The following is a 24325-nucleotide window of genomic DNA, read 5'->3' as shown; positions in this document are numbered from 1 at the left end:
GCTGCCGGCGGCACACGGCTGTCTGTGATCAGGTGCCTCCCGCAACAGGTCGCTACCCGTAACTGGAGGCTACCCGTAGGAGCCGGGCGGATGGGTTGCAGCTGCGAGATGGTGGGGACGGGGGTAAGGATACGGAAGGGGACGGGGGACGGGTTTTGTTCACGTCCACAAAAGTCGGGGACGATTCTTGTGGGAACGAAAGTGTCGACGCCTCACGAAAAAGAGGATGCTGAAACGCATGCTTGACCAAGACCCGACTGTGCATCCACCCACTGCGTGCGCTTCACCGACCCGCACCGACGCATCGTCCCGAACGCCCGGCCTACGCACGCCCATGGCCGCCGCCGATTCCGCCGCATCCACAACTCCCGACGCCCCAACCCCGATGAAGCTTCTGGTGGCCAATCGGGGGGAGATTGCGCTGCGCGTCGTGCGGACGGCTCGGGAGATGGGGGTGCCGACCGTCGTCGTCTATGCGGAACAGGATCGCCACTGCCAGTATGTGCGCATGGCCGACGAGGCGTTTCTGCTGTCCGGCGACACCTATGCGGACACCTATCTCAATGAGGATCTGCTCATCTCGATTCTGCGCCGTTCGGGCGCGAACGCCGTCCACCCCGGCTACGGCTTCCTCTCCGAAGTGAGTTCCTTCGCGCGCAAGGTGATCGCCGAAGGTGCCATCTGGATTGGCCCGTCGCCGGAGGCGCTCGACGCGCTCGGCGACAAGATCAGCGCACGCCGCGTCGCCGAAAAAGCCGACGTGCCGCCGGTGCCGGGCATCTCGCACGCCGTCACCGGCATGCGTCCGCTGCTCGACTTCGCGCACACGCACGGCTATCCGCTGATGCTCAAACGCACTGACGGCGGCGGCGGACGCGGCATCACGCTTGTGCGCAGCGACGACGAGCTGCGCGGCTTCTACCTCAACCACAACGCCGCGCAGGGCGGCGACCTCGACGACTATTTCGTCGAACGATTCATCGACAACGGCCGACACGTCGAAACCCAATGCGGCCGCGACATGCACGGCGATTTCACCGTCTATTCGACGCGCGACTGCTCGGTGCAGCGACGCAATCAGAAACTCATCGAAGAGGCGCCGGCGCCGTTCCTGCCCGACGACGTCCTCGAACAGCTCGAACACTACTCGCGTCGCCTGTTTGAAGCGGTCGGCTATGTGGGCCTCGGCACCTGCGAGTTCATGGTGACGCCATCCGGCAAAGCGTATTTCCTCGAAGTCAATCCGCGTCTGCAGGTGGAACACACGGTCAGCGAGGAGGTCAGCGGCGTCGATCTCGTGCGCGAACAGCTGACGATCGCCGCCGGCGGTGCGCTGACGCACGCGCCGTCGCCGCGCGGCCACAGTTTCGAACTGCGCATCACGAGCGAGGATCCGCAATCGAATCTGACGCCGTCCGCAGGCACACTCGAGACGGTGCGTTGGCCGAGCGGCCCGGGCGTGCGCGTCGACTCCGGTGTCCTCGAAGGCGACACGATCTCCCCGAAATTCGATTCGATGATGGGCAAACTCGTCGTCACCGCGTCCGATCGCGCGGCGGCCGTCGCACGTGTGCGCCGCGCGCTCGACGAAATCGAAATCACCGGCGTGCCGACCCCGGTCGAGCTGTACCGCACCGTCTTCGCCGACGACGAATTCACGGCCGAACACGGTGCCGAATTCGCCGTGAGCACGAAATGGCTCGAACGCAAGTATCTCAACCGCGAGCCGGCGTCGACGCGCAGCGGCCAGCCGGCGTCGCTGAGCGCGTCCGCGGAGCCGGCCGACGCGCACACGCCGAGCGAGGAAATCGTCATCGAAATGAATCATCGGCGCGTCGTGCTCACCGTGCCGAGCGACGTCGTCGCGACGCTCACCGGAGGCGCACGCACACGCGCCGCCGAACGCGCGACGCAGCCGCTGCGCGGTCAGGGCATGCATCACATCGAGCGCGGACGGCAGCGCGAAGACGAACGTTCCGGCGTCATCGCGTCGCCGATGCAGGCGATCGTCACGCGCATCACCGTGACGCCGGGGCAGCGGGTGGCCAAAGGCGACCTGCTCGTCGTGCTCGAGTCGATGAAGATGGAAAACTACGTCTACGCGCCCGTCAACGGCGTCGTCAACAAGATCTTCGCGGCACCCGCGAGCGCCGTCGACGCCGGCGAAACGCTGCTGACGATCGACGTCGAAGGCGCGCATCGCAACGAGGAATCTACAGCTGCCGAGAACGCGGCTGCCAACACCAGCAAGGGGGAGCAGGCATGAGCGACATCACCGAATCACCGGCGCTGCAGGCGCTCGTCGCCGACGGCACGCTCGACGACGCCGTCGCCGCGGCCGTCGATACGCCGCGCGCAGCAACGGAGGGCGACGCGATGGGCGGCGAACGTCAGCCGATCCGGCCGTCTGTGCTCAAGGCGGCACAGCTGGCGCGCGACGCCGAGGCGCACGCGCGCGACCGTCAGCACGTCAAAGGCAAGCTGACGGCGCGCGAACGGCTCGATCTGCTGCTCGACACCGGCACCTTCGAGGAAATCGGACGATTCAGCGGCGGCGATATCAACGCAGGACGCGCCGGCGCGGCCGTCATCACTGGATTCGGCGAAGTCTACGGGCGGCGCGTCGCCGTCTATGCGCAGGATTTCTCGGTGCGCGGCGGCACACTTGGTGTTGCTGAAGGACGCAAGATCTGCCGGCTGATGGATCAGGCACTCACGTTGCGCATTCCGATCGTCGCGTTGATCGATTCGGGCGGCGCGCGCATCCAGGAAGGAGTCGCCGCGCTCACGCAGTACGGGCGCATCTTCCGGCGCACCTGCGAGGCGAGCGGCGCCGTCCCGCAGATCTCGCTGATCCTCGGGCCGTGCGCGGGAGGTGCCGTCTACTGCCCGGCGCTGACCGACCTGATCGTCATGACGCGTGAGAATTCGAACATGTTCGTCACCGGGCCGGACGTCATCAAGGCGGCGACCGGCGAATCAATCAGCATGGACGATCTTGGCGGCGGCGCCGTGCACAGCACGACGTCGGGCGTCGCGCACTATCTGGGCGTCGACGAGGCGGATGCGATCGACTATGCGCGCACCGTGCTCGCGTATCTGCCGGCGAATGCGGGCGAGCAGCCGCCGACCTACGCGTATATGGCGACGCGCGCCGACCATGGGGTCGCGCGACGTCTGGGCACGATCGTGCCCGACAACGACCGCCAGCCCTACGATGTGCTCGACGTCATCCGCTGCGTCGTCGACTACGGCGAGTTCGTGCAGGTGCATGAGCTGTTTGCGCCGTCGGCCGTCGTCGGATTCGCGTGCATCGACGGCCACCCGGTCGGCCTCGTCGCGAACCAGCCGAACGTCGACGCCGGCGGCCTTGACGTCGACTCGTCGGAGAAGGTCGCACGTTTCGTGCGACTGTGCGACGCGTTCAACCTGCCGGTCGTCACATTGGTGGACACGCCCGGATACAAGCCGGGCTCCGAACAGGAGCACGCCGGCATCATCCGCCGCGGCGCGAAGGTCATCTACGCGTATGCGAACGCGCAGGTGCCGCTCGTCACGATCGTGCTGCGCAAGGCGTACGGCGGCGCGTACATCGTCATGGGGTCGAAGTCGATCGGCGCCGACCTCAACTACGCGTGGCCGGCGGCGCAGATCGCCGTGCTCGGCGCGACCGGCGCCGTCAACATCATCCATCGCAAGGATCTGCAGAAGGCGAGGGATGCCGGCGCGGACGTCGAGGCGGTGCGTGCGAAGTACGCGGCCGAATACGAACGTACGACCGTCAACGCGAACCTGTCGATGGAAACCGGGCAGATCGACGCGATGATCGACCCCGAGCAGACACGCGACACCTTGATCGAGGGACTGCGGCTGCTGCGCGGTAAACGACGCGCGCGCCGCGCCGGCAGACACCACGGCAACCAACCGCTGTGACGGCGGCCGACTTAACCGCTTCATCAACTGCAAACTCAATCAACTGCAAACGCAATCAAATCAACTCAAGACCACCGAAGAACACCGAAGAGAAAGCATCACCGATACCGATGAGTACCGCATCATTCATGGAACGACTCCAGCACGAAGCCCACGCCCTGATGTTCGCCGGGCAGTCCACGCCGTGGACGACGGCGCTCGCCGAGCTGATGGACGAGCCGATGACCGCCGACGCGCTCAGGGCGGCCGCGCGCCGCGCACACGATCTGCTCACGCCGGTCGCCGCGCAGCTGCTCGCGACGAGCGGACAAGATGTCGACCTGTTCGACTTCGACGCGAACCCGGCGACGCTCGGCGCGGCCGCGGACGCGACGGCGAGCATCGAAGGCATCGCGCTCGCCCAGCTCGGCGCCCTGATCGACCTCGAACAGCTCGGCTATGCGATCGCCGACGCGAAGCCGGTCGCGCTGCTCGGCCACTCGCAGGGCATCCTCGCCGTGCACATGGCGCAGGCGATCGCCGACGCCGGCTCGATCGAGGCGGCGCGCCCGCGCATCGACGAGATCCTCGCGATCGCCGCGTTGATCGGCGCCGCCGGCACGCGCGAGGCACGCGCACGACGCATTGTGCGCAAGTTCGGCGAGGCGACGCCGATGCTGTCGGTCAAGGGGATCCTGCCGGCGCAGGCGGACGCGTTGATCGCACGCGTCGCCGACGCGCTCGGCCCGATCAGCGTCGCCGTCATCAACTCGGCGAACCACGTCGTCCTCTCTGGTCACCCGCAGGACCTCGCCGCATTCGCCGACGAGGCGGCGCGCGAGCATCGCCGTCAGGCGCGGCTGCGCGCCGACAAGGTGCGCGGCGGCGACGTCTTCGACCCGGTGCTCGAATACCTCGAGGTGACGCTGCCGTTCCATTCGCCGCTGATGGCGCAGGCCGTCGAGACGACCGTCACATGGGCGGCCGTATGCGGCATCGACAAGGCACGCGCGCGCACGCTCGCCGAGGAGGTGCTCGTCAATCAGGTCGACTGGAACATGCAGATCGGCGAACTGCTCAAGGAACACGATCCGCGCACATTGTGGACGATCGACCTCGGGCCGGGTATGACGCTCGGCAAGCTGTGCGCGGCCGTCGCTGAAGGCACCGGCGTCGGCGTCGTCGAAGCGTCGGACGTCGCCTCGCGCGCGGCGCTCGCGACGGCCGTCGACGACCCGGCGCGCCTGCAGAACTGGACGAAGTACGCGCCGCGGCTCGTGCGCACGCCACAGGGTGAGCGTATTGAGACGGCGTTCACTCGGCTGACCGGCAAGCCGCCGGTGCTGCTCGCCGGCATGACGCCGACGACCGTCGACCCCGAGATCGTCGCCGCGGCCGCGAACGCCGGATACTGGGCGGAGCTCGCCGGCGGCGGCCAGGTGACGGCCGAGGTCTTCGACCGTCATATGGCCGAACTCGGCGAACGGCTCGACGAGGGACGCACCGTCGAATTCAACGCGATGTTCATGGATCGCTATCTGTGGAACCTGCAGTTCGGCTCGTCGCGCATCGTGCCGAAGAAGCGCGCGTCCGGCGCGCCGATCGACGGCGTCGTCGTCTCTGCCGGCATTCCCGAACTCGACGAGGCGGTCGCGTTGGTCGCGTCGCTCAACGCCGACGGCTTCCCCTACGTATGCTTCAAGCCGGGCACCGTCGAGCAGATCCGCCAGGTTGTGCGCATCGCGAAGGCCGTCGTGCCGGCGAAGATCATCGTGCAGGTCGAAGGCGGCTCTGCGGGCGGCCACCACAGCTGGGAATCGCTCGACGACCTGCTGCTCGCCACCTACGCGCAGGTGCGCGGCCAGGACAACCTCGTGCTCGTCGTCGGCGGCGGCATCGGCACGCCCGAGCGCGGCGTCGACTACATCACCGGCGCATGGGCGACGCGCTACGGCCGCCCGGCGATGCCCGTCGACGGCGTGCTCGTCGGCACCGCCGTCATGACGGCGAAGGAGGCGCACACGTCGCCCGAGGTCAAGCGACTGCTCGTCGAGACGCCGGGCATCACGGCGGCCGACACCGATGCGGTCGACGTGTTCGCGCCGCTCGGCGAACAGTGGGTGCCGAGCGGCAAGGCCGTCGGCGGCGTGACGAGCGGCCTGAGCCATCTGCATGCTGACATCTACGAGCTCGAGAACGCCTCCGCGCGCTGCGGTCGCCTGCTTGTGCACATCATGAAGCACCCCGAGGAGCTCGAATCGCGCCGCGAGGAGATCATCGAAGCGCTCGACCAGACCGCGAAGCCGTACTTCGGCGACCTTGAGACGATGAGCTACGAGGATTGGGCTCGCCGATTCGCCGAACTCGCGTTCCCGTGGGCTGACGGCACATACGCCGACCGCTACCTGCATCTGCTGCAGCGCATCGAGGCGCGCGTCATCGACCTCGAACAGGGCGCGTTCACGCCGATGTTCACGCGCCGCGCCGACGTCGAAGCTGACCCCTTCGCCGCGCTCGCCGCGCTCGTCGAAGCCTATCCGGTGATGCAGGAACTCACGGTGACGCCGACCGATGAGGCGTGGTTCACCGAACTCGTGCGCGAATACCCCAAGCCGATGCCTTTCGTGCCGGCAATCGACCACGACCTGCTGCGCTGGTGGGGACAGGACCAGCTGTGGCAGTCCGAGGACCCGCGCTATCCGGCCGATTCGGTGCGCATCATCCCCGGCCCGATCTCGGTGGCCGGCATCACGACGGTCGACGAGCCGGTCGCCGACATCCTCGGCCGCTTCAACGACGCGATGACGGCGCGCGTGGCAGGCGAAACGGGTGCCGCGGATGTCGACGCGGCCGCCGCCGAGCGCTTCGCGCTGCTCGCCGGCGCCGACGACGCCGAGGACTTCATCCGCCGCAGTCCGAACCTCTCGTGGATCGGCCATCAGAGCGCCAACCCGGCCTACGGCACCGCGCGCGGCGACAAGACCTACGAATTGATTCATCTCGGCCGCGACGAGCAGGCCGGCGTCGAACAGTTCGACCTCGACATCCATCTCGACACGTTCTGGGACGACGAACCGGACGGCGGACTCGACAAGCATGCGGTGCGCGACATCGTCATCCCGCTCAACGTGCAGCTCGACGCGACCGGCATGATCCCGGTCGTCGACCGCGAGCGCCTGCCCGAACACGTCTACCGCATGCTCGCCGCGACGGCCGGTATCGGCAACACGGCGATCACCGGCGACCAGCTGACGGCGATGCCGACGATCGAAGCCGCCGACGCCGCGACGGACGGCGTGGACGAGACGGCCGCGCCCTTCGGCGTCGCGCACGCCGCATACACGCTGTCGGCGAATCTCGGCGCCGACCATGAGGCGGCCACCGGTGGGGCTCTGCCGGTCGACCTCGTGCCCGCGCCGATCGCGCCCGACGCGCTCGTCGGTCCCGCATGGCCGGCGATCTATGCGGCGCTCGGCTCGGTCAGCGTCGACGGATACCCGGTCATCGAAGGCCTGCTCAACGCCGTCCATCTCGACCATCTGATCGCGCTGGGCGTCGATGAGGAGACGCTGCTGGCGCACGTCGGAGAACAGGTGACGCTCACGAGCTGGGCAGAGCCGTACTTCGAATCGGCGTCAGGACGCGTCGTGACGATCCATGTGCGCCACACGGCCGCCGACGGCACCGTGCTCGCCGAAGAGAGCGAACGATTCGCGATCCGCGGCCGCGCCTACAGCGACGAACTGCCGGCGCCGGCCGCCGACGACGGCGGCCTCGACGCCCACGTCGTCGCGACGCCGCGCCGTCTGCTGCGCCGCGTCCACGTGCGCGCGCCGCACGAGATGACGGCGTTCGCGCGCACATCGGGCGATTTCAACCCGATCCACACGTCGCGCCGCGGCGCCGCGATCAGCGGACTGTCGCAGCCGCTCGTGCACGGCATGTGGCTGTCGGCGACGGCGCAGCACGCCCTGCAGTCGCTCGACGAACGCGGCGCGCACTACGAGATCGCCGGCTGGACCTACAACATGTACGGCATGGTGCAGCTCGACGACGACGTGGAGATCAGCGTCGAACGCGTCGGCCACGTCAGGCATGGCGGCCTCGCGCTCGAAGTGACGTGCCGCATCGACGGACAGCTCGTCAGCCGCGCGACAGCGGTCACGCGCGCGCCGATCAGCGCCTTCGTCTACCCCGGCCAGGGCATCCAAAGCCAGGGGATGGTGCTCGGCGAACGCATGAAGTCGCCGGCGGCACGCGACGTGTGGGAGCGCGCGGACAGGCTCACGCGCGATCGCCTCGGATTCTCGATCCTCGCCGTCGTGCGCGACAACCCGAAGGAGCTGACGGCGAACGGCGTCACCTACCGCCATCCGGAAGGTCTGCTCAACCTCACGCAGTTCACGCAGGTCGCGCTCGCGACCGTCGCGTTTGCGCAGACGGCGCGTATGCAGGAGGCAGGCGCCGACATCCGCCCGTCGTACTTCGCCGGCCATTCGCTCGGCGAATACAACGCGCTGAGCTCCTTCGCGCATGTCATCCCGCTGGAGACAGTGCTCGAACTCGTCTTCCACCGCGGCTCGACGATGCATCATCTCATCGACCGCGACGCGCAGGGCCGATCGAACTACCGCATGGGCGCGCTGCGTCCGAATCAGTTCGGCGTCGACGACGCGCACGTGCGCGAATATGTGGAGTCGGTCGCGCAGGCGAGCGGCGAGTTCCTCGAAATCGTCAATTACAATCTCGCCGGCCAGCAGTACGCGGTCGCCGGCACGATCGCCGGACTCAAGGCGCTCGCCGCCGACGCCGCGCGCCGCGTGGCGGAATTCGGCGGCAAGCCGGCGTTCATGCTCGTGCCGGGCATCGACGTGCCGTTCCATTCGTCGCTGCTGCGCAAGGGCGTGCCCGAGTTCCGCGACAAGCTCGATGCGCTGCTGCCGGCCGAAATCGACTACCGCGGCGCGCTCGAGGGACTGTACATCCCGAACCTCGTGGCCGCGCCGTTCGCGATGACGAAGGAGTTCGCGCAGCGGATCCTCGACGTCGTGCCGAGCGAACGCATCGCCGCCGCGCTCGCCGACGACGCTGTCTGGGACTCCTACGCCGCCGACGACCAGAAACTCGGACGACTGCTGCTCACCGAGCTGCTGTCGTGGCAGTTCGCGTCGCCGGTGCGCTGGATCGAAACGCAGGCGCTGCTGTTCGGTGCACGCGAACAGGGCGGACTCGGCGTCGAGGAATACGTCGAAGTCGGCCTCGGCAACGCGCCGACGCTCGCGAATCTCGCCGCCAAGACGCTCCGTCTGCCGCAGTTCGCGCGCCGGCAGGTCGCCGTGTACAACGTCGGCCGCGACGAAGGCCGCGTCTACATGACCGATGCGGATCCGCTCGTCGAGGACGCCGACATCGAGGAGACGACGACCGAAAGCGCACCGGCCGCGGCCGCCCCGGCGGCGCCGCAGTCCGTCGCACCGGCCGCCGCGGTGCCCGAAGTGCCGGTCGCGCCGGCGGCGGGCGTCTCCGGAGCAGACGTGCCGGACCTCGCGTTCCGCGCGCACGACGGCATCACGATGCTGCTCGCGTACGCCGCGAAGATCCGCCCCGAGCAGATCGGCGACGACGACACGACCGACACGTTGACGAACGGCGTCTCGTCGCGCCGCAACCAGCTGCTGATGGACATCAGCGCCGAACTCGGCGTCGCGAGCGTCGACGGCGCCGCCGAAGCGTCGATCCGCGACCTCGGCGCGCTCGTTGACAAGGTCGCGCCGAACTACAAGGCCTTCGGCCCCGTGCTCTCCGACATCGTGCGCGACCGCGTGCGCGCGCTCTTCGGCGCCGCCGGCGTCAAGCCCGCGCAGATCGAACGCCGCGTGCACGAGACGTGGGGACTGGGCGACGGATGGGCGAAGCACGTCGTCGCTGCGCTCACGCTCGGCTCGCGCGACGGCGCCTCCGCACGCGGCGGCGACCTGACGACGCTCGCCGCGACGACGGCCGCGAACGCCGCCGACGCGAACACGATGATCGACGCGGCCGTGCAGGCCGTCGCCGCCGCGCACGGCGTGCAGGTGGCGACGCCGAGCGCCGGCGCGGCCGCGGGCGGCGTCGTCGACTCGGCCGCGCTCGACGCTTACGCGCAGTCGGTCACCGGCTCCGACGGCGTGCTCGCCGCGACGGCCAGATTCGTTCTCGGACAGCTCGGCGTCGACGTGCCGGCGCCGCTGGGCGACGACGACGCCGAGCAGGCGGCCGTCGTCGCCGCCGTCGAAGCCGAACTCGGCTCCGACTGGCCCAAGCAGGTCGCGCCGCGCTTCGACGCGCGCCAGGCGATCCTCTTCGACGACCGCTGGGCGTCGGCACGCGAAGACCTCGCGCGCGGTTACTACAACGGCGACATGGACGCAATCGCTGGTGACTTCACGGCGGCCGGCGACGCCGTCGCCAAGCAGGCGGCATGGTACGCCGCGCACAGCGACGACGCTGCGCTCGCCGCACGCTACGCAGCGATCGCCGAGCAGGCGGCGGCCGACACGACCGAGGCCACGCTCGACTACGACGGTCAGGTGGCCGTCGTCACCGGCGTCGCGCCGAACTCGATCGCCGCGCAGATCGTCGGCGGACTGCTCGCTGGCGGCGCGACCGTCATCGCGACGTCGCACAGCTTCAAGCCGTCCGTCAAGACGTGGGCGCAGCGCAGCTACCGCGAACACGCGCGCGGCGACGCGAAACTGTGGCTCGTGCCGGCGAATCTGTCGTCGTATCGCGATGTGGACGCGCTTGTGGACTGGGTCGGCCATCAGCAGAAGAAGACGAACGGCGCGACGACGACGGTGCTCAAGCCGGCCTACGAGCCGGACCTGTTCTTCCCGTTCGCCGCACCGCCGGTGCACGGTTCGCTCGCCGACTCCGGCGCGCTCTTCGAATCGCAGGCGCGCCTGATGCTGTGGGGCGTCGAACGCGCGATCGGCGGATTCGCGGCTCTCGGCGCCGACACGGACGTGCGCCACAAACTGCACGTCGTGCTGCCCGGCTCACCGAACCGCGGCGTCTTCGGCGGCGACGGCGCATACGGCGAAGTCAAGTCGGCCTTCGATGCAATCGTCAACCGTGCGCGCGCCGAACGCGCATGGTCGCAGCGCGTCACCTTCGCGCATCCGAAGATCGGATGGGTGCGCGGCACCGGGCTCATGGGAGGCAACGACCCGCTCGTCGCCGTCGTCGAACGCCACGGCTTGACGACGTACTCGACCGAGCAGATCGCCGCCGAACTGCTCAAGCTGACGACGGACGAGGCGCGCGCGCAGGCCGCGCTCGCGCCGCTCGACGTCGACCTGACCGGCGGCCTCGGCGCCGAGCCGATCGACATCAAGGCTCTGCGCGCCGAAGCGCTCGCAGACGCTGAGCTCGACGCGGCGGAAACGGAGGCCAACGCCACCACCGACGACGTGCAGGTCAAGGCGCTGCCGAGCCCGCACGTGCCGAAGCAGGCTGCAGTCGACCTCGCCGACTGGGAACGTGTGAGCGCACGGCCGGAGGATGAAATCGTCATCGTCTCGATCGGTGAACTCGGCCCCTGGGGGTCGGGACGCACGCGTGCCGAAGCCGAGCTTGGCATCCACGCGGACGGCGACGTCGACCTCTCCGCCGGTGCCGTGCTCGAACTCGCATGGAACATGGGACTGCTCAGCTGGGCGGACTCGCCCAAGCCGGGCTGGTACGACGCCGACGGCAACCTCGTTCCCGAATCCGACATCGCCGAACGCTACCACGACGAGGTCGTCGCCAAATCCGGCGTGCGCCCCTTCGCGCTCGGCATGGGCTCCGACTACCGCGACGGCACCGACGAGGAGGAGGCCGAAGTCTATCTCGACCACGACGTGACCTTCAGCGTGCCGACGCGCGCGATCGCCGACGAATACATCGCAATGGACGCCGAGCACACGTCAATCATGCCCGACGACGACAGCGGCGAATGGATCGTGACGCGCCACGCCGGGTCGATGATCCGCGTGCCGCGGCGCGCGACGATGACGCGCACCGTCGGCGGTCAGTTCCCGGACGGCTTCGACCCGACGAAGTGGGGCATCCCCGCCTCGATGGTCGGCGACGTCGACCCGATCGCACTGTGGAACATCGTGACGACCGTCGACGCATACCTGTCCGCCGGCTTCACGCCGACCGAGATTCTGCAGGCCGTGCATCCGTCGATGGTCGCGAGCACGCAGGGCACCGGCTTCGGCGGCATGGCCTCGATGCGCAAGCTGTACCTCGACCGCTTCCTCGGTCACGAAATCCCGACCGACATCCTGCAGGAGGCACTTCCGAACGTCGTCGCCGCGCACGTCATGCAAAGCTACATCGGCGGCTACGGCAACATGGTGCAGCCGGTGTCCGCATGCGCGACGGCCGCCGTCTCGCTCGAAGAAGGCGCCGACAAAATCGCGCTCGGCAAGGCCGACTTCGTCGTCACCGGCGCCATCGACGACATCGGCGTCGAATCGGTTATCGGATTCGGCAACATGAACGCGACCGCGAACTCGCAGGAGATGTACGACAAGGGCATCGAAGCGCGGTTCTTCTCACGCGCGAATGACCGCCGCCGCGGAGGCTTCGTCGAATCGCAGGGCGGCGGCACCGTGTTGCTCACTCGCGGCGACATCGCGCTGCGCCTCGGCCTTCCGGTCGCCGGCGTCATCGGCTTCGTGCACTCCTACGCCGACGGCGCACACACGTCGATCCCGGCGCCCGGCCTCGGCGCACTCGCTGCGGGGCTCGGCGGCCGCTCGTCGAAGCTCGTGCGTGACCTCGCGGCGCTCGGCGTCACGCCGGACGACATCGCCGTGGTCTCGAAACACGACACGTCGACGAACGCGAACGATCCGAACGAATCGGAACTGCACAACACGCTCGCCCACGCAATCGGACGCGCCGACGGCAACCCGCTGTTCGTGATCTCGCAGAAGTCGCTCACCGGACATGCGAAAGGCGGCGCGTGCGTGTTCCAGATCAACGGCATCACGCAGCTGTTCCGCTCCGGCATCGTGCCGGCGAATGCGGCGCTCGAATGCGTCGACCCGAAGCTCGCGCGCGACGACTACATGGTGTGGCTGCGCCGGCCGCTCGCAATCGGCACGCGGCGGACGGTGAAGGCGGCGCTCGCGACATCGCTCGGCTTCGGTCACGTCTCCGGATTCGCGGCAATCGTGCATCCGGGTGCCTTCGAGGCGGCCGTCGAACATGCGCACGGCGCCGAAGCGCTCGCCGAGTGGCGTGCGCGGGCGAACGGGCGGCTCGCGGCCGGACGACGCAGGTTCGAGGAAGGCATGATGGGTCGTGCGGCGCTCTACGAGCCGGTCGACAACCGCCGATTCCACGAGGACGGACGCGGCTACGACGCGCACGAGGTCGAGAAGGCGATGCTGCTCGATCCGGATGCGCGACTCGGCGCGGACGGGTTCTTCGCGGCGTGCGCTCGCTGAGATTTGTGCGGGCGTTGTGTGGGGCGCGTGGGATGGCGTATGCGTAAGGCATACGGCGTTCGGCGCGCCCTGCGCGCGTTTTTGCGGAGGGTGCGCGTGTCGATTGCGTTGCGCCGTGGGGAGGACGCGGGTGCGGCGGCTATCGTGGGGATGACGGCAAACGTTGGCGTAGGGAGGTTGCGGCGATGACGATGCTCGGTGTCGGACATGATGTGGTGGACGTGCGCGCGTTCGAGGAACAGCTTGAGGCGCCCGGGTCGCATATGCGCGCGCTGTTCTCGGCGCGCGAGCTGCGGCAGGCACGGCTGCGCGCCGAGCAGAAGCACGACGGGCAGGCCGTGCACCTCGCCGGGCGGTGGGCGGCCAAGGAATCGGTCATCAAGGCGTGGTGCGAGGCGCTCGGGACGGCGACGAGCCCCTACACGCTCGACGATACGCCGTGGGCGGCCATCGAGGTGCTCAGCGAGGCCGACGGCTGCCCGCGCATCGTGCTTGGCGGCGATGTGGAAAGCCGACTGCGCAAATCGGTCGGTGCACACGTGTTCAGCGACGCCGAGCCGGAGCCGGATCTGCATTGGTTCGTGTCGATCTCTCACGACGGCGGGATCGCTTCGGCCGTCGTCATGCTCTGCGCGCAGTAGGGAGGTCGCGCGGGCTGGTCTGTGTGGGTTGTGCGGCTGCGGATTTGCGGTTGGCACGGCGTTGTGTATAATGGCACACGTTGTCCGGAACGCTGTTCCAGACGGCACGCGGATGTAGCTCAATGGTAGAGCCTCAGTCTTCCAAACTGATTACGCGGGTTCGATTCCCGTCATCCGCTCCATCAGAAAGGCCGTGGATTCCAACGAATCCGCGGCCTTTCGCATATCGTTGGCGGGGGTGAGAAGGTACAAGAGCGGGTTAAAGGACAAAATGTGGGTCTAATGGGGGGTGTGCCACGCCCGTCCGGCCCAGCCTGTTCTGATGCCGAATCCGTTTTCGTATGCGTCCACGCCGGGTGCGGGGCGTTGCACGTCGGTGAGGGATCCCTCCTTCGGACCCGGCGTGGCGGCCCTCTTGCGCATCGGATGGTTGCATATCGGGCATAGCCGCGCCCTTGCCGACTCTCTCCTGACCATGCACCAGCAGTAGCAGAAAACACCACGATGTCAAACTGGACCGCCGATTAGGCCCGGAAACCCTAATCACACCACGACACGCCAACCACCGGAAGGCCCGACGCCACTCATAAGACCCACATTCTGTCCTTTAACTCACAAGAGCGGTACAGGGGAGGCTGACTGCCCGTAGCGATTCCGTTGCGGGTTGGTTCGTCGATGAGGTCAACGGTTCGGGACGGAATGGAGCCTGTTAGCGGGGCGGTTCGTCGCCGTGGTCGACCGGTTGTATCGGAAATAGGCCTGCTTGCGGGTCGGTTCGTCGATGGGGGCGACGGAATGGGTCAGAACAGGGTTGGCGGGTGGTTGGTGGCGTCGAGGAAACGGATCAGATCGTCATAGTTGATCGCCATCGTCTTCGTATTCGTCAGTGGGTGCACGAGTAGACGCTTGCCGATGAGCGTGCGGTCGATGAGGACGGTCACCGCGTGGTCGGCGTCGTTGATGACGGCGAGCGGCGTGACGCTGCCAGGTTCGAGTCCAAGCGTGTCATGCAGTTGTTCGGCGTTTGCGAAACTCAGTCGCCCGCTGCGCAGGATGCGTGCGAGCTCCTTGAGATCGGCGCGTTTGCTCTCGTCGAGCATGGCGAGATAGTAGTCGTCGCGCGAGTTGCGCAACAACAGGTTCTTGACGCCGACGCCATCGATGAGCGTTTTGACGAACTGTGCGGCCTCGACCGTCGTCACCGGATCATGCTCGACCTCGTCGGTGTCGATGTGCAGGGCGGCGAGCGTGTGATACAACGTCTGCATACCGCGGATGCTACACCGCGACCTCTGACGAGACCGCTCAGCGGGTTGGTTCGTCGATGTGGCTGACGAAGTGGGACGGAAAGAGGCCGGTGAGCGGGTCGGTTCGCCGGCGTGGTCGACGGAATGGGACGTTGCGCGTCGACTGGTCGCCGTGGTCGACGGTTCAGCCTGGGACGGTAGGGCGCGGTTCGTATGCTGAAGCTGGCAGGCGTATATGCGTAACACGCGTCACACGTGCGGATCCGCGTCGGGTGCGCAACACGCGTCACGCATACGCAGCATACGCATAACAGGACGGCGCGCGTTTCGGGCGCGGGCATCGTAAGGGAGGTCACCGATGGCGGACGCCGACGAACGTGAGGTCGCGAAGCTCGAGGCCGAGCCGCGCCCGACACCCACCGAGCCGGAAAGCGGTCAGGAGATGGAGGAGAACCTCGTCTCGAAGCACCCCGAGGCCACGATCCCCGAATCGGACGTGTCGCTTGCCGACATCGAACGCAGCCGCTCGCATCCGGTGCGCTGGGCACTCGGCTGCATCCTCGTACTCGCCGCGCTCGTGTTCCCGTATTGGGCCGGCCGTTCGCTCGCGGTGCGGCACACGGCGCAGATCGTGCACCGTTTCGCGAACGTCGACCCGCGCGGCATCGCGCTTGTGGCCTGGGCGGTCACCGTATTCGCGTTCGTCTCACTCGCGATGATGATCGTCGACCGACGCAAGATCCCGTGGTTCACGTCTTTCCTCGTCTTCCTGTGCGCCGAACAGTTCATTTCGGGCGTGTCGCTGCTCAGGTTCGATTTCTGGCATTCGACCTACGTCATGTACGGCGACTCCGCGCGCATCGCGAACGCCGCGAACCTCGGTATCATCGCCGCGTCGCTTGCGCTCGCCGTCTTCGCCGTCGTCTGGGTGGGGCTGCTCGTCATCATCAGGAAGGATTCGCCGCTCAACGTGCTCACGCATGTGTGGACGTCGCTGCTGCTGTGGTTCGTCTTCGAAGTGGTCGCGCTGCTCATCGTGATGTTCGGCGGCATGCTGACGATCGTCTGACCACAATCAGTCATCCGCATAAGCAAAAACGGCTGTCCCCGCCGCACATGGCGGAGACGGCCGTTTTTTCGCACGTGCGACTGCGTGAACGCTCAGTTCAGCGCAGGCCGATGCGCTCGAGGTTCTCCTTGACGTGCGCGCAGCTCGCGTGGAACTCGGCGAGCTCGGCGTCCGACAGATCGAAGTGCATGACCTCCTCGACGCCGTCGGCGCCGACGACGCACGGCAGTGACGTGAAGAATCCCTCCTCGCCGTAGTCGCCGGTCATCAGCGTCGAGCACGGCGTGATGTAATGCTCGTTTGAGACGACGGCGCGCACGAGGCGGCATGCGGCGTCGGCGACGGCGAACTCGGTGCAGTGCTTGCCGGCGTAGGTCACGTAGCCGCCGTGTCGCGCCTCCTCCTCGACCTCGGCCTCGTCGAAGCCGAAGCGTTCCGGCTGCTCGCTCCTGAGCTGCGCGAGCGGCTTGCCGCCGAAGTTGACGGCGCTCCACGCGGCGAACATGCTGCTGCCGTGTTCGCCGAGCATGTACGCGCAGATCGAATGCTGGTCGTAGCCGGTCGCGCGCGACAGCGCGTACTTGAGGCGGCTCGAGTCGAGCGCAGTGCCGGTGCCGATGACGCGGCGCGGGTCGATGTCGGAGAGTTTCCAGATTTCGGTGGCGACGACGTCGCAGGGATTCGCGATGCTCACCCAGACGCCGTCGAATCCGGCATCGGCGATCGGCTTGATGAACTTCTTCGCCGTGTCGGTCGTGTAGAACAGTTCGCCGTCGCGATCCTTGCTTGCGAGGCTGACCTTGCCGGCGGCGTTGACGATGACGTCGCATTCGGCGAGCCGACCGTAGTCCTCGCCGCAGTTGACGAGCGCGACGTTGTGAGGGCAGAACGCGAGCGAATCGCCGAGGTCCTGCACTTCCGCCGCGAGCTTGGCGCTGTGGTCCTCGTCGCCGGAGCACTGTTCCGTCATGTACAGTTCGTCGGCGATGCCCTGCAGCACGAGGTTGTTCGCGACGTGCGCGCCCACATGTCCCATGCCGATGATGCCGACCTTCGTGACTGTGCCCATATGTGCTACCTCCCTGATGCTCGCGTCTGCGTTCTCTATGTTGTTCTGTGTTCGCTGAACGGCGATGATGTTCGCTGAACATTGTCGGACGCGGCTGTTGCGCCGTCGTTGATGGGACGCCGCGCTTCCACCTTGGGCGAACAAAAGGGTCACATCGTGGACGTTGGCATGGGCTTGGCGATTGATTGCGCGCCGTCGTGGGTCGTGTGTATAGTGGCCGATTGGCGTGTTTCGCCCGCGGATGGAGAGCGCACCGGCATCGGGCCGGCAGCACCGCGCAGTCTACAAGGAGGATGCCGTGGCACTGACGGCTGAAGAAAAGCAGGACATCATCGCTAAGTACGCTACCCATGAAGGTGACACCGGCTCCCCGGAGGTCCAGATCGCGCTGCTCACCAAGCGCATCGCCGATCTGACCGAGCACCTCAAGGAGCACAAGCACGATCACCACTCCCGTCGTGGTCTGCTGCTCATGGTCGGCGACCGTCGTCGTCTGCTCGACTATCTGAAGAACGTGGACATCAACCGTTATCGTTCGCTCATCGAACGTCTGGGTCTGCGCCGATAATCCAAACGTCCGCCCGAGTCCGGCCCAAGGTCGGCTCGGGTTTTTTGATGCCGCGTGCGACGGGAGCCGAAGAGGTCGCGCGACGATATAGCCGGCGGCATAGAGGGATGAGCACAGGCCGGCGGTATTACAATGAGACACTGGCGGAACCAAGGCCGGGAGAGGCTCGGGTTCCAGAACACAAGAGGCCCGGGGGATTCATCAGGCTGATGGATCGCGGGCGCGTGGGGCGAAACACCCGCGAACAACATAATCAAGCACGGCCACGGGAAGTCATCCGTGGCCCGACGAGGATGTTTGCAGAACAGTAGCAACAGCAACAACAGAAAAAAGGAGGAACCCTATGGAGGGTCCCGAAATCAAGGCGGTGGAAGCCGTCATCGACAACGGTTCGTATGGCAAGCGCACGGTGCGCTTCGAAACCGGACGTCTCGCCCAGCAGGCGGACGGCGCCGTGGCCGCGTATCTGGACGACGATTCAATGGTCCTGTCCACCACCACCGCGGGCAGCAGCCCGAAGGAGAACTACGATTTCTTCCCGCTCACCGTCGACGTGGAGGAGAAGATGTATGCCGCGGGCAAGATCCCAGGTTCGTTCTTCCGCCGCGAAGGCCGTCCGAGCTCCGAGGCGATCCTCGCGTGCCGCATCATCGACCGTCCGCTGCGCCCGCTCTTCCCGCACACGCTGCGCAACGAAGTGCAGGTCGTCGAGACGATTCTCGCGGTCAACCCGGAGGATTCGTACGATATGATCGCGCTCAACGCCGCCTCGGCGTCGACGCTCATCTCCGGCCTGCCGTTCGCGGGTCCGGTCGGCGGCGTGCGCCTCGCGCTCATCGACGGCCAGTGGGTCGCGTTCCCGCGCTGGAGCGAACGTGAACGCGCCGTCTTCGAAATCGTCGTCGCCGGCCGCGTCGTCGACAACGGCGACGTCGCGATTGCGATGATCGAGGCGGGCGCCGGCAAGAACGCGTGGAACCTCATCTACGACGAGGGCCAGGCCAAGCCGGACGAGGAGGTCGTGGCCGGTGGCCTCGAAGCCGCCAAGCCGTTCATCAAGGTCCTGTGCGACGCGCAGAACGAACTCAAGAAGATCGCCGCGAAGGAAACGCGCGACTTCCCGCTCTTCCCGGAGTTCACCGAGGAGATCTACAACCGCGTCGACGAGATCGCGCACGCCGACCTCGATGAGGCGCTCTCGATCGCCGAGAAGCTGCCACGTCAGGAACGCATCGCCGAAATCAAGCAGAAGGTCAAGGACACGCTTGATCTCGAATTCACCAACATGGACGACGCCGAGAAGGAAAAGGAACTCGGCAACGCGTTCAAGGAACTGCAGCGCCAGATCGTGCGCCGCCGCATCCTCACGCAGGACTACCGCATCGACGGGCGCGGCCTGCGCGACATCCGCACGCTGTCCGCCGAAGTCGGCATCGTGCCGCGCGTGCACGGCTCCGCGCTCTTCCAGCGCGGCGAAACGCAGATCCTCGGCGTCACGACGCTCAACATGCTCAAGATGGAGCAGCAGATCGACGCGCTGAGCGGCCCGCAGACGAAGCGTTACATGCACAACTACGAGATGCCGCCGTATTCGACCGGCGAAACCGGCCGCGTCGGCTCGCCTAAGCGCCGCGAGATCGGCCACGGCGCGCTCGCCGAGAAGGCGATCGTGCCGGTGCTGCCGAGCCGTGAGGAGTTCCCGTACGCGATCCGCCAGGTCTCCGAGGCGATCGGTTCGAACGGTTCGACGTCGATGGGTTCGGTGTGCGCGAGCACGCTGTCGCTGCTTGACGCCGGCGTCCCGCTCAAGGCTCCGGTCGCGGGCATCGCGATGGGCCTCGTCTCGGGCGATGTGGACGGCCAGCACGTCTACAAGACGCTCACCGACATCCTCGGCGCCGAGGACGCGTTCGGCGACATGGACTTCAAGGTCGCCGGCACCGCCGACTTCATCACCGCGCTGCAGCTCGACACGAAGCTCGACGGCATCCCGGCCGACGTGCTCGCCGGCGCGCTCAAGCAGGCGCACGAGGCGCGCACGACGATCCTCGAGGTCATCAACGAGTGCATCGACGGCCCGGCCGAGATGAGCCCGTTCGCACCGCGCATCATCACGACGATGGTCCCGGTCGACAAGATCGGCGAGGTCATCGGCCCGAAGGGCAAGATGATCAACCAGATTCAGGAGGACACCGGCGCCGAGATCACGATCGAGGACGACGGTACCGTCTACATCGCCTCCGAAGGCGGCGAGGCTGCGCAGAAGGCGAAGGAAATCATCGACCAGATCGCCAACCCGCACGTGCCGCGGGCAGGCGAGACCTACAACGGCAAGGTCGTCAAGACGACGAGCTTCGGCGCCTTCGTCAACCTGACGCCGGGCACCGACGGCCTGCTGCACATCTCGCAGATCCGCAACCTCGCCGACGGCGAGCGCATCGACTCGGTCGAGGACGTGCTCAAGGAAGGCGACACCGTCGAAGTCGTCGTGCAGGGCGTCGACGACCGCGGCAAGATCTCGCTCGCGATCCCGGGCTATGAGAATCAGGAGAGCAACGCGGGCCGCCGTGACGACCGCCGCCGCGACGATCGTCGTGACGACCGCCGCCGCGATGACCGCGATGATCGTCCGCGCCGCCGCCACGACGACGATGACGATCGCCCGCGCCGTCGCCGCGACGACGACCGCCGTTCCGAGCGCGACTACGACGATCGCCCGCGCCGCCGCGACTATGACGACGATGACTACGACGATCGTCCGCGCCGCCGCCGTTCCGACGACCGCGACCGCGACTACGACGACCGTCCGCGCCGTTCGCGCCGCCGCGACGACGACCGCGACCGCGATGAGCGTCCGCGCCGCCGCCGTAACGATGACCGCAATCCGCGTTACGTCGCCGACGAGAACTACGACGAGTACCGTGAGGGCCGCGAGGTTCGCCACGAACGCCCGCGCCGCCGTGTGCGCCGCGACTTCGATCCCTTCGAGGACTGATTCGCGGACGCCGGCCGAGGTCGGCCGCTGAACGATGAGGGCCCTTGCCGTCCGGATGGACGGCAAGGGCCCTCATCGTTGCCGCTGCCCGCAGCGACGCGGGATCAGAAGTCCCAATCGTCGTCGTCGGTCTCCTCGGCCTTGCCCATCACATAGGAGCTGCCGGAGCCGGAGAAGAAATCATGGTTCTCGTCGGCGTCCGGAGCGAGCGCGGCGAGGATCGCCGGGTTCACGTCGCAGATCTCGGCAGGGAACAGCGCCGGGTAGCCGAGGTTCATCAGCGCCTTGTTCGCGTTGTAGTGCAGGAACTTCTCGACGTCATCCGCGAGGCCGACCTCGTCGTACAGCGAATGCGTGTACGCGACCTCGTTCTCATAGAGTTCGTCGAGCAGGTCGTAGGTGTAGCGCTCCATCTCGGCGCGCTTCGCATCATCGGCCAGTTCGAGGCCGCGCTGGTACTTGTAGCCGATGTAGTAGCCGTGCACGGCCTCATCGCGGATGATCAGGCGGATCACGTCGGCCGTGTTCGTCAGCTTCGCATGCGCCGAGAAGTACATCGGCAGATAGAAGCCCGAATAGAACAGGAACGATTCGAGCAGCGTCGAAGCGACCTTGCGCTTGAGCGGGTCGTCGCCCTCGTAGTAGTCGAGCACGATCTGCGCCTTGCGCTGCAAATGGGGGTTCTGCTCGCTCCATGAGAAGGCCTCGTCGATCTGCGCCGTCGAGCACAGCGTCGAGAAGATCGACGAGTAGCTCTTCGCATGCACACTCTCCATGAACGCGATGTTCGTGTACACGGCCTCTTCATGTGGCGTGAGCGCGTCCGGGATCAGGCTGACGGCACCGACGGTGCCCTGGATCGTGTCGAGCAGCGTCAGCCCGGTGAACACGCGCATCGTCAGCGTATGCTCGGCTTCGCTCATCATGCGCCAATCAGGGATGTCGTTCGAGACCGGCACCTTCTCCGGCAGCCAGAAGTTGCCGGTGAGCCGGTCCCAGACCTCGAGGTCCTTGTCGTCCTCGAGACGGTTCCAGTTGATCGCGGTGACGCGGTCGATGAGTGCGGTGTGCGGTGCCATGGATGCTCCTTCGGTGCAATCGGTCGGATGGGCGGATTGGGTTGGCTTGGGTGGATTGGATGGTTCGGCCTGCTTCGGCCCGCGCCTACAGCGTGCAGCTGACGCAGCCGTCGACGGCGGTCCCTTCGAGCGCGCGCTGGCGGATGCGGATGTAGTAGAGCGTCTTGATGCCTTTGCGCCACGCGTAGATCTGCGCCTGGTTGAGCTCGCGCGTCGTCGCCGTGTCCGGGAAGAACAGCGTCAGCGAGAGCCCTTGGTCGACGTGCCGCGTCGCCTCGGCGTAGGTGTCGACGATCGCTTTCCAGCCGATCTCGTAGGCATCGGCGTACAGTTCGAGGTTGTCGTCCGTCATGTACGGGGCGGGGTAGTACATGCGGCCGGTCTTGCCTTCCTTGCGTATCTCGATCTTCGCGGCGATCGGGTGGATCGAGCTCGTGGCGTGGTTGATGTACGAGATCGACCCGGTCGGCGGCACCGCCTGCAAATACTGGTTGTAGATGCCGTCGCGCATGATCGCCTGCTGCAGCGCGCGCCAGTCGTCGGTGGTCGGGATCGCCACGCCGCAGCCGGCGAACAGCTCGGCCACATGCTTGGTGCGCGGTTCGACGTCGATTGACCCGTCGAGATACTTGTCGAAATGGTTGCCGGCGCCGGACGGCTTCGCGTAGGCGGAGTCCTCGAATCCGGCGAATGTGCGGCCGTGTTCGACGGCGAGCTCGTGCGAGGCGGTGTAGGCGTGGTAGGCGACCGTCATGAAGTACAGGTTCGTGAAGTCGAGCGCCTCCGGCGAACCGTAGCGGATGCCCTCGCGTGCTAGGAAACCGTGCAGGTTCATCTGTCCCAGTCCAATCGCGTGGCCTTCGTCGTTCGCGCGGCGGATCGACGGCACCGCGTCGATGTGTGTGTGTTCGGCGACGGCGGTGAGCGCGCGGATCGCCGTGCGCACCGGGCGCGCGAGCCCGGCGTCCATCGCGCGCGCGATGTTGAGCGAGCCGAGGTTGCAGCTGATGTCGCGTCCGACGTGGTCGTAGGCGAGGTCTTCGCGGTAGGTGCTCGGCTCCTGCACCTGCAGGATCTCCGAGCACAGGTTGCTCATCGTGATATGGCCGGCGATCGGGTTCGCTCGGTTCGCCGTGTCCTCGAACAGGATGTACGGGTAGCCGGATTCGAATTGAATCTGCGCAAGCGTCGTGAAGAATCCGCGCGCGTCGATCTCGGTGCGCCGGATTCTTGGGTTCGCGAGCAGTTCGTCGTAGTGCGCGCCGATGCCGAAGTCGGCGAACGGTACGCCGTATTCGCGTTCCACGTCGTAGGGGCTGAACAGCGCCATCGGTTCGCGCCGTTTCGCGAGCTCGAATGTGATGTCCGGGATGACGACGCCGAGCGCAAGCGATTTGATGCGGATTTTCTCGTCGGCGTTCTCGCGTTTCGTGTCGAGGAAGCGCATGATATCCGGGTGATGGGCGTGCAGATAGACGGCGCCGGCACCCTGTCTGGCGCCGAGCTGGTTCGCGTAGCTGAACGAGTCCTCGAGCAGTTTCATGACCGGCACGACGCCGCTCGATTGATGCTCGATATGCTTGATCGGCGCACCCGCCTCGCGCAGGTTGCTCAGCAGCAGCGCGACGCCGCCGCCGCGTTTGCTCAACTGCAGCGCCGCGTTGATGCCGCGTGAGATCGATTCCATGTTGTCCTCGATGCGCACGAGGAAGCAGCTGACCGGCTCGCCGCGCTGCGCCTTGCCGAGGTTGAGGAAAGTCGGCGTCGCAGGCTGGAAACGGCCGGAGACGATCTCGTCGAGGACGTCGCGTGCAGCGTCCTCGTCACCGTCGGCGAGCGCGAGCGCGACGGCGGCGGCGCGCTGCGGGAAGTCCTCGAGGTACTCCTCGCCGTCGAAGCTTTTCAGCGCATAGGAACGGTAGAACTTGAACGCGCCGAGGAAGGTCTCGAAACGGTGGCCGGCGTTCGCGGCGCGCATGTGCAGCTCGTCGAGGAAGGCCGGCGTATAGGCGGCGAATACGGCCGGGTCGTAGTAGTTGTGGGCGATCAGATAGTCAAGGCGTTCGGCGGTGCTTGCGAAACGGCGCGTGCGCGGATGTACATGGCCGTCGAGGAAGGCGTCGACGGCCATGTGGTCCTTGTCGAACTGGATATGGCCATCCTCGTCGTAGAGGTTGAGCATCGCATTGAGCACATGGGGATCGGCGGCGGGGTAGGTGATGGGGGAGTGGGTGGTCTGTGTGGTCTGTGTCATCGGTGG

Annotated in this window: 11 protein-coding genes and 1 tRNA gene; 8 read left to right on the top strand and 4 right to left on the bottom strand. The window is 66.8% G+C overall.

Translation table 11 applies throughout. From position 1 onward, the window contains the following. Window positions 1-334: 334 nt before the first annotated feature. The 5 genes from G606_RS0108085 to G606_RS0108065 all read left to right on the top strand — a co-directional run bounded on the left by G606_RS0108085 (window position 335) and on the right by G606_RS0108065 (window position 14220). Window positions 335-2266, top strand: a complete 1932-nt coding sequence (locus G606_RS0108085) for an ATP-binding protein (protein WP_442852248.1) — start codon at window positions 335-337, stop codon at window positions 2264-2266. Further along, window positions 2263-3933 (top strand): acyl-CoA carboxylase subunit beta, encoded by a 1671-nt coding sequence (locus G606_RS0108080; protein ID WP_034524068.1) that lies wholly within the window; start codon window positions 2263-2265, stop codon window positions 3931-3933. Before G606_RS0108085 ends, G606_RS0108080 begins: the two co-directional genes overlap by 4 nt. A gap of 110 nt (window positions 3934-4043) precedes the next feature. Beyond that, entirely contained in the window at window positions 4044-13397 is a 9354-nt protein-coding gene (locus G606_RS0108075) for a type I polyketide synthase (RefSeq protein ID WP_026645533.1), read from the top strand. Window positions 13398-13588: 191 nt separating this feature from the next. Continuing rightward, a complete protein-coding gene (locus G606_RS0108070; protein WP_024541036.1) occupies window positions 13589-14038 on the top strand; it encodes a holo-ACP synthase in 450 nt (149 codons plus the stop codon). A 108-nt stretch (window positions 14039-14146) separates the two neighbouring features. Continuing rightward, window positions 14147-14220: transfer RNA gene (locus tag G606_RS0108065), tRNA-Gly, on the top strand. Window positions 14221-14838: 618 nt separating this feature from the next. Here G606_RS0108065 and G606_RS0108060 read toward each other — a convergent pair. Next, window positions 14839-15306, bottom strand: a complete 468-nt coding sequence (locus G606_RS0108060; protein WP_026645532.1) for a prolyl-tRNA synthetase associated domain-containing protein — start codon at window positions 15304-15306, stop codon at window positions 14839-14841. Window positions 15307-15643: 337 nt separating this feature from the next. Between G606_RS0108060 and G606_RS0108055 the strand changes: the two genes are divergently transcribed. Beyond that, on the top strand, window positions 15644-16354 hold the full coding sequence (locus G606_RS0108055) for a hypothetical protein (protein ID WP_026645531.1): 711 nt from the start codon (window positions 15644-15646) through the stop codon (window positions 16352-16354). Window positions 16355-16451: 97 nt separating this feature from the next. Here the strand turns inward: G606_RS0108055 and G606_RS0108050 are convergent, their stop codons facing one another. After that, entirely contained in the window at window positions 16452-17423 is a 972-nt protein-coding gene (locus tag G606_RS0108050; RefSeq protein WP_026645530.1) for a lactate/malate family dehydrogenase, read from the bottom strand. Window positions 17424-17721: 298 nt separating this feature from the next. Here G606_RS0108050 and rpsO point away from each other — a divergent pair, with 298 nt between their 5' ends. Together rpsO and G606_RS0108040 are read left to right on the top strand one after the other, a co-directional pair. Then, window positions 17722-17991 carry a 30S ribosomal protein S15 gene (rpsO, locus tag G606_RS0108045; protein ID WP_024541032.1) on the top strand — a complete coding sequence of 90 codons (270 nt, stop codon included), beginning with the start codon at window positions 17722-17724 and terminating at the stop codon, window positions 17989-17991. Window positions 17992-18334: 343 nt separating this feature from the next. Continuing rightward, window positions 18335-20986, top strand: coding sequence for a polyribonucleotide nucleotidyltransferase (locus G606_RS0108040; protein WP_026645529.1), 2652 nt, complete (start codon window positions 18335-18337; stop codon window positions 20984-20986). Window positions 20987-21090: 104 nt separating this feature from the next. On the opposite strand, the gene nrdF is transcribed toward G606_RS0108040, so the two are convergent. Together nrdF and nrdE are read right to left on the bottom strand one after the other, a co-directional pair. After that, the gene (gene nrdF / locus G606_RS0108035) at window positions 21091-22065 is read right to left on the bottom strand and encodes a class 1b ribonucleoside-diphosphate reductase subunit beta (protein WP_026645528.1); all 975 of its coding nucleotides are present in this window, start codon (window positions 22063-22065) and stop codon (window positions 21091-21093) included. Window positions 22066-22150: 85 nt separating this feature from the next. Next, the gene (nrdE, locus tag G606_RS0108030) at window positions 22151-24319 is read right to left on the bottom strand and encodes a class 1b ribonucleoside-diphosphate reductase subunit alpha (protein ID WP_051198726.1); all 2169 of its coding nucleotides are present in this window, start codon (window positions 24317-24319) and stop codon (window positions 22151-22153) included. Window positions 24320-24325: the final 6 nt, after the last annotated feature.

The organism is Bifidobacterium sp. AGR2158, assembly GCF_000424225.1.
Lineage (GTDB): Bacteria > Actinomycetota > Actinomycetes > Actinomycetales > Bifidobacteriaceae > Bifidobacterium > Bifidobacterium anseris.
This window is presented reverse-complemented; position numbering and strand designations above follow the sequence as displayed.

Bases quoted from the DNA above. Each gene is read 5' to 3' on its own strand.
- G606_RS0108085 (WP_442852248.1), top strand. From the start codon at position 335: ATGGCCGCCGCCGATTCCGCCGCATCCACAACTCCCGACGCCCCAACC.
- G606_RS0108080 (WP_034524068.1), top strand. From the start codon at position 2,263: ATGAGCGACATCACCGAATCACCGGCGCTGCAGGCGCTCGTCGCCGAC.
- G606_RS0108075 (WP_026645533.1), top strand. From the start codon at position 4,044: ATGAGTACCGCATCATTCATGGAACGACTCCAGCACGAAGCCCACGCC.
- G606_RS0108070 (WP_024541036.1), top strand. From the start codon at position 13,589: ATGCTCGGTGTCGGACATGATGTGGTGGACGTGCGCGCGTTCGAGGAA.
- G606_RS0108060 (WP_026645532.1), bottom strand. From the start codon at position 15,306: ATGCAGACGTTGTATCACACGCTCGCCGCCCTGCACATCGACACCGAC.
- G606_RS0108055 (WP_026645531.1), top strand. From the start codon at position 15,644: ATGGCGGACGCCGACGAACGTGAGGTCGCGAAGCTCGAGGCCGAGCCG.
- G606_RS0108050 (WP_026645530.1), bottom strand. From the start codon at position 17,423: ATGGGCACAGTCACGAAGGTCGGCATCATCGGCATGGGACATGTGGGC.
- G606_RS0108040 (WP_026645529.1), top strand. From the start codon at position 18,335: ATGGAGGGTCCCGAAATCAAGGCGGTGGAAGCCGTCATCGACAACGGT.
- nrdF (WP_026645528.1), bottom strand. From the start codon at position 22,065: ATGGCACCGCACACCGCACTCATCGACCGCGTCACCGCGATCAACTGG.
- nrdE (WP_051198726.1), bottom strand. From the start codon at position 24,319: ATGACACAGACCACACAGACCACCCACTCCCCCATCACCTACCCCGCC.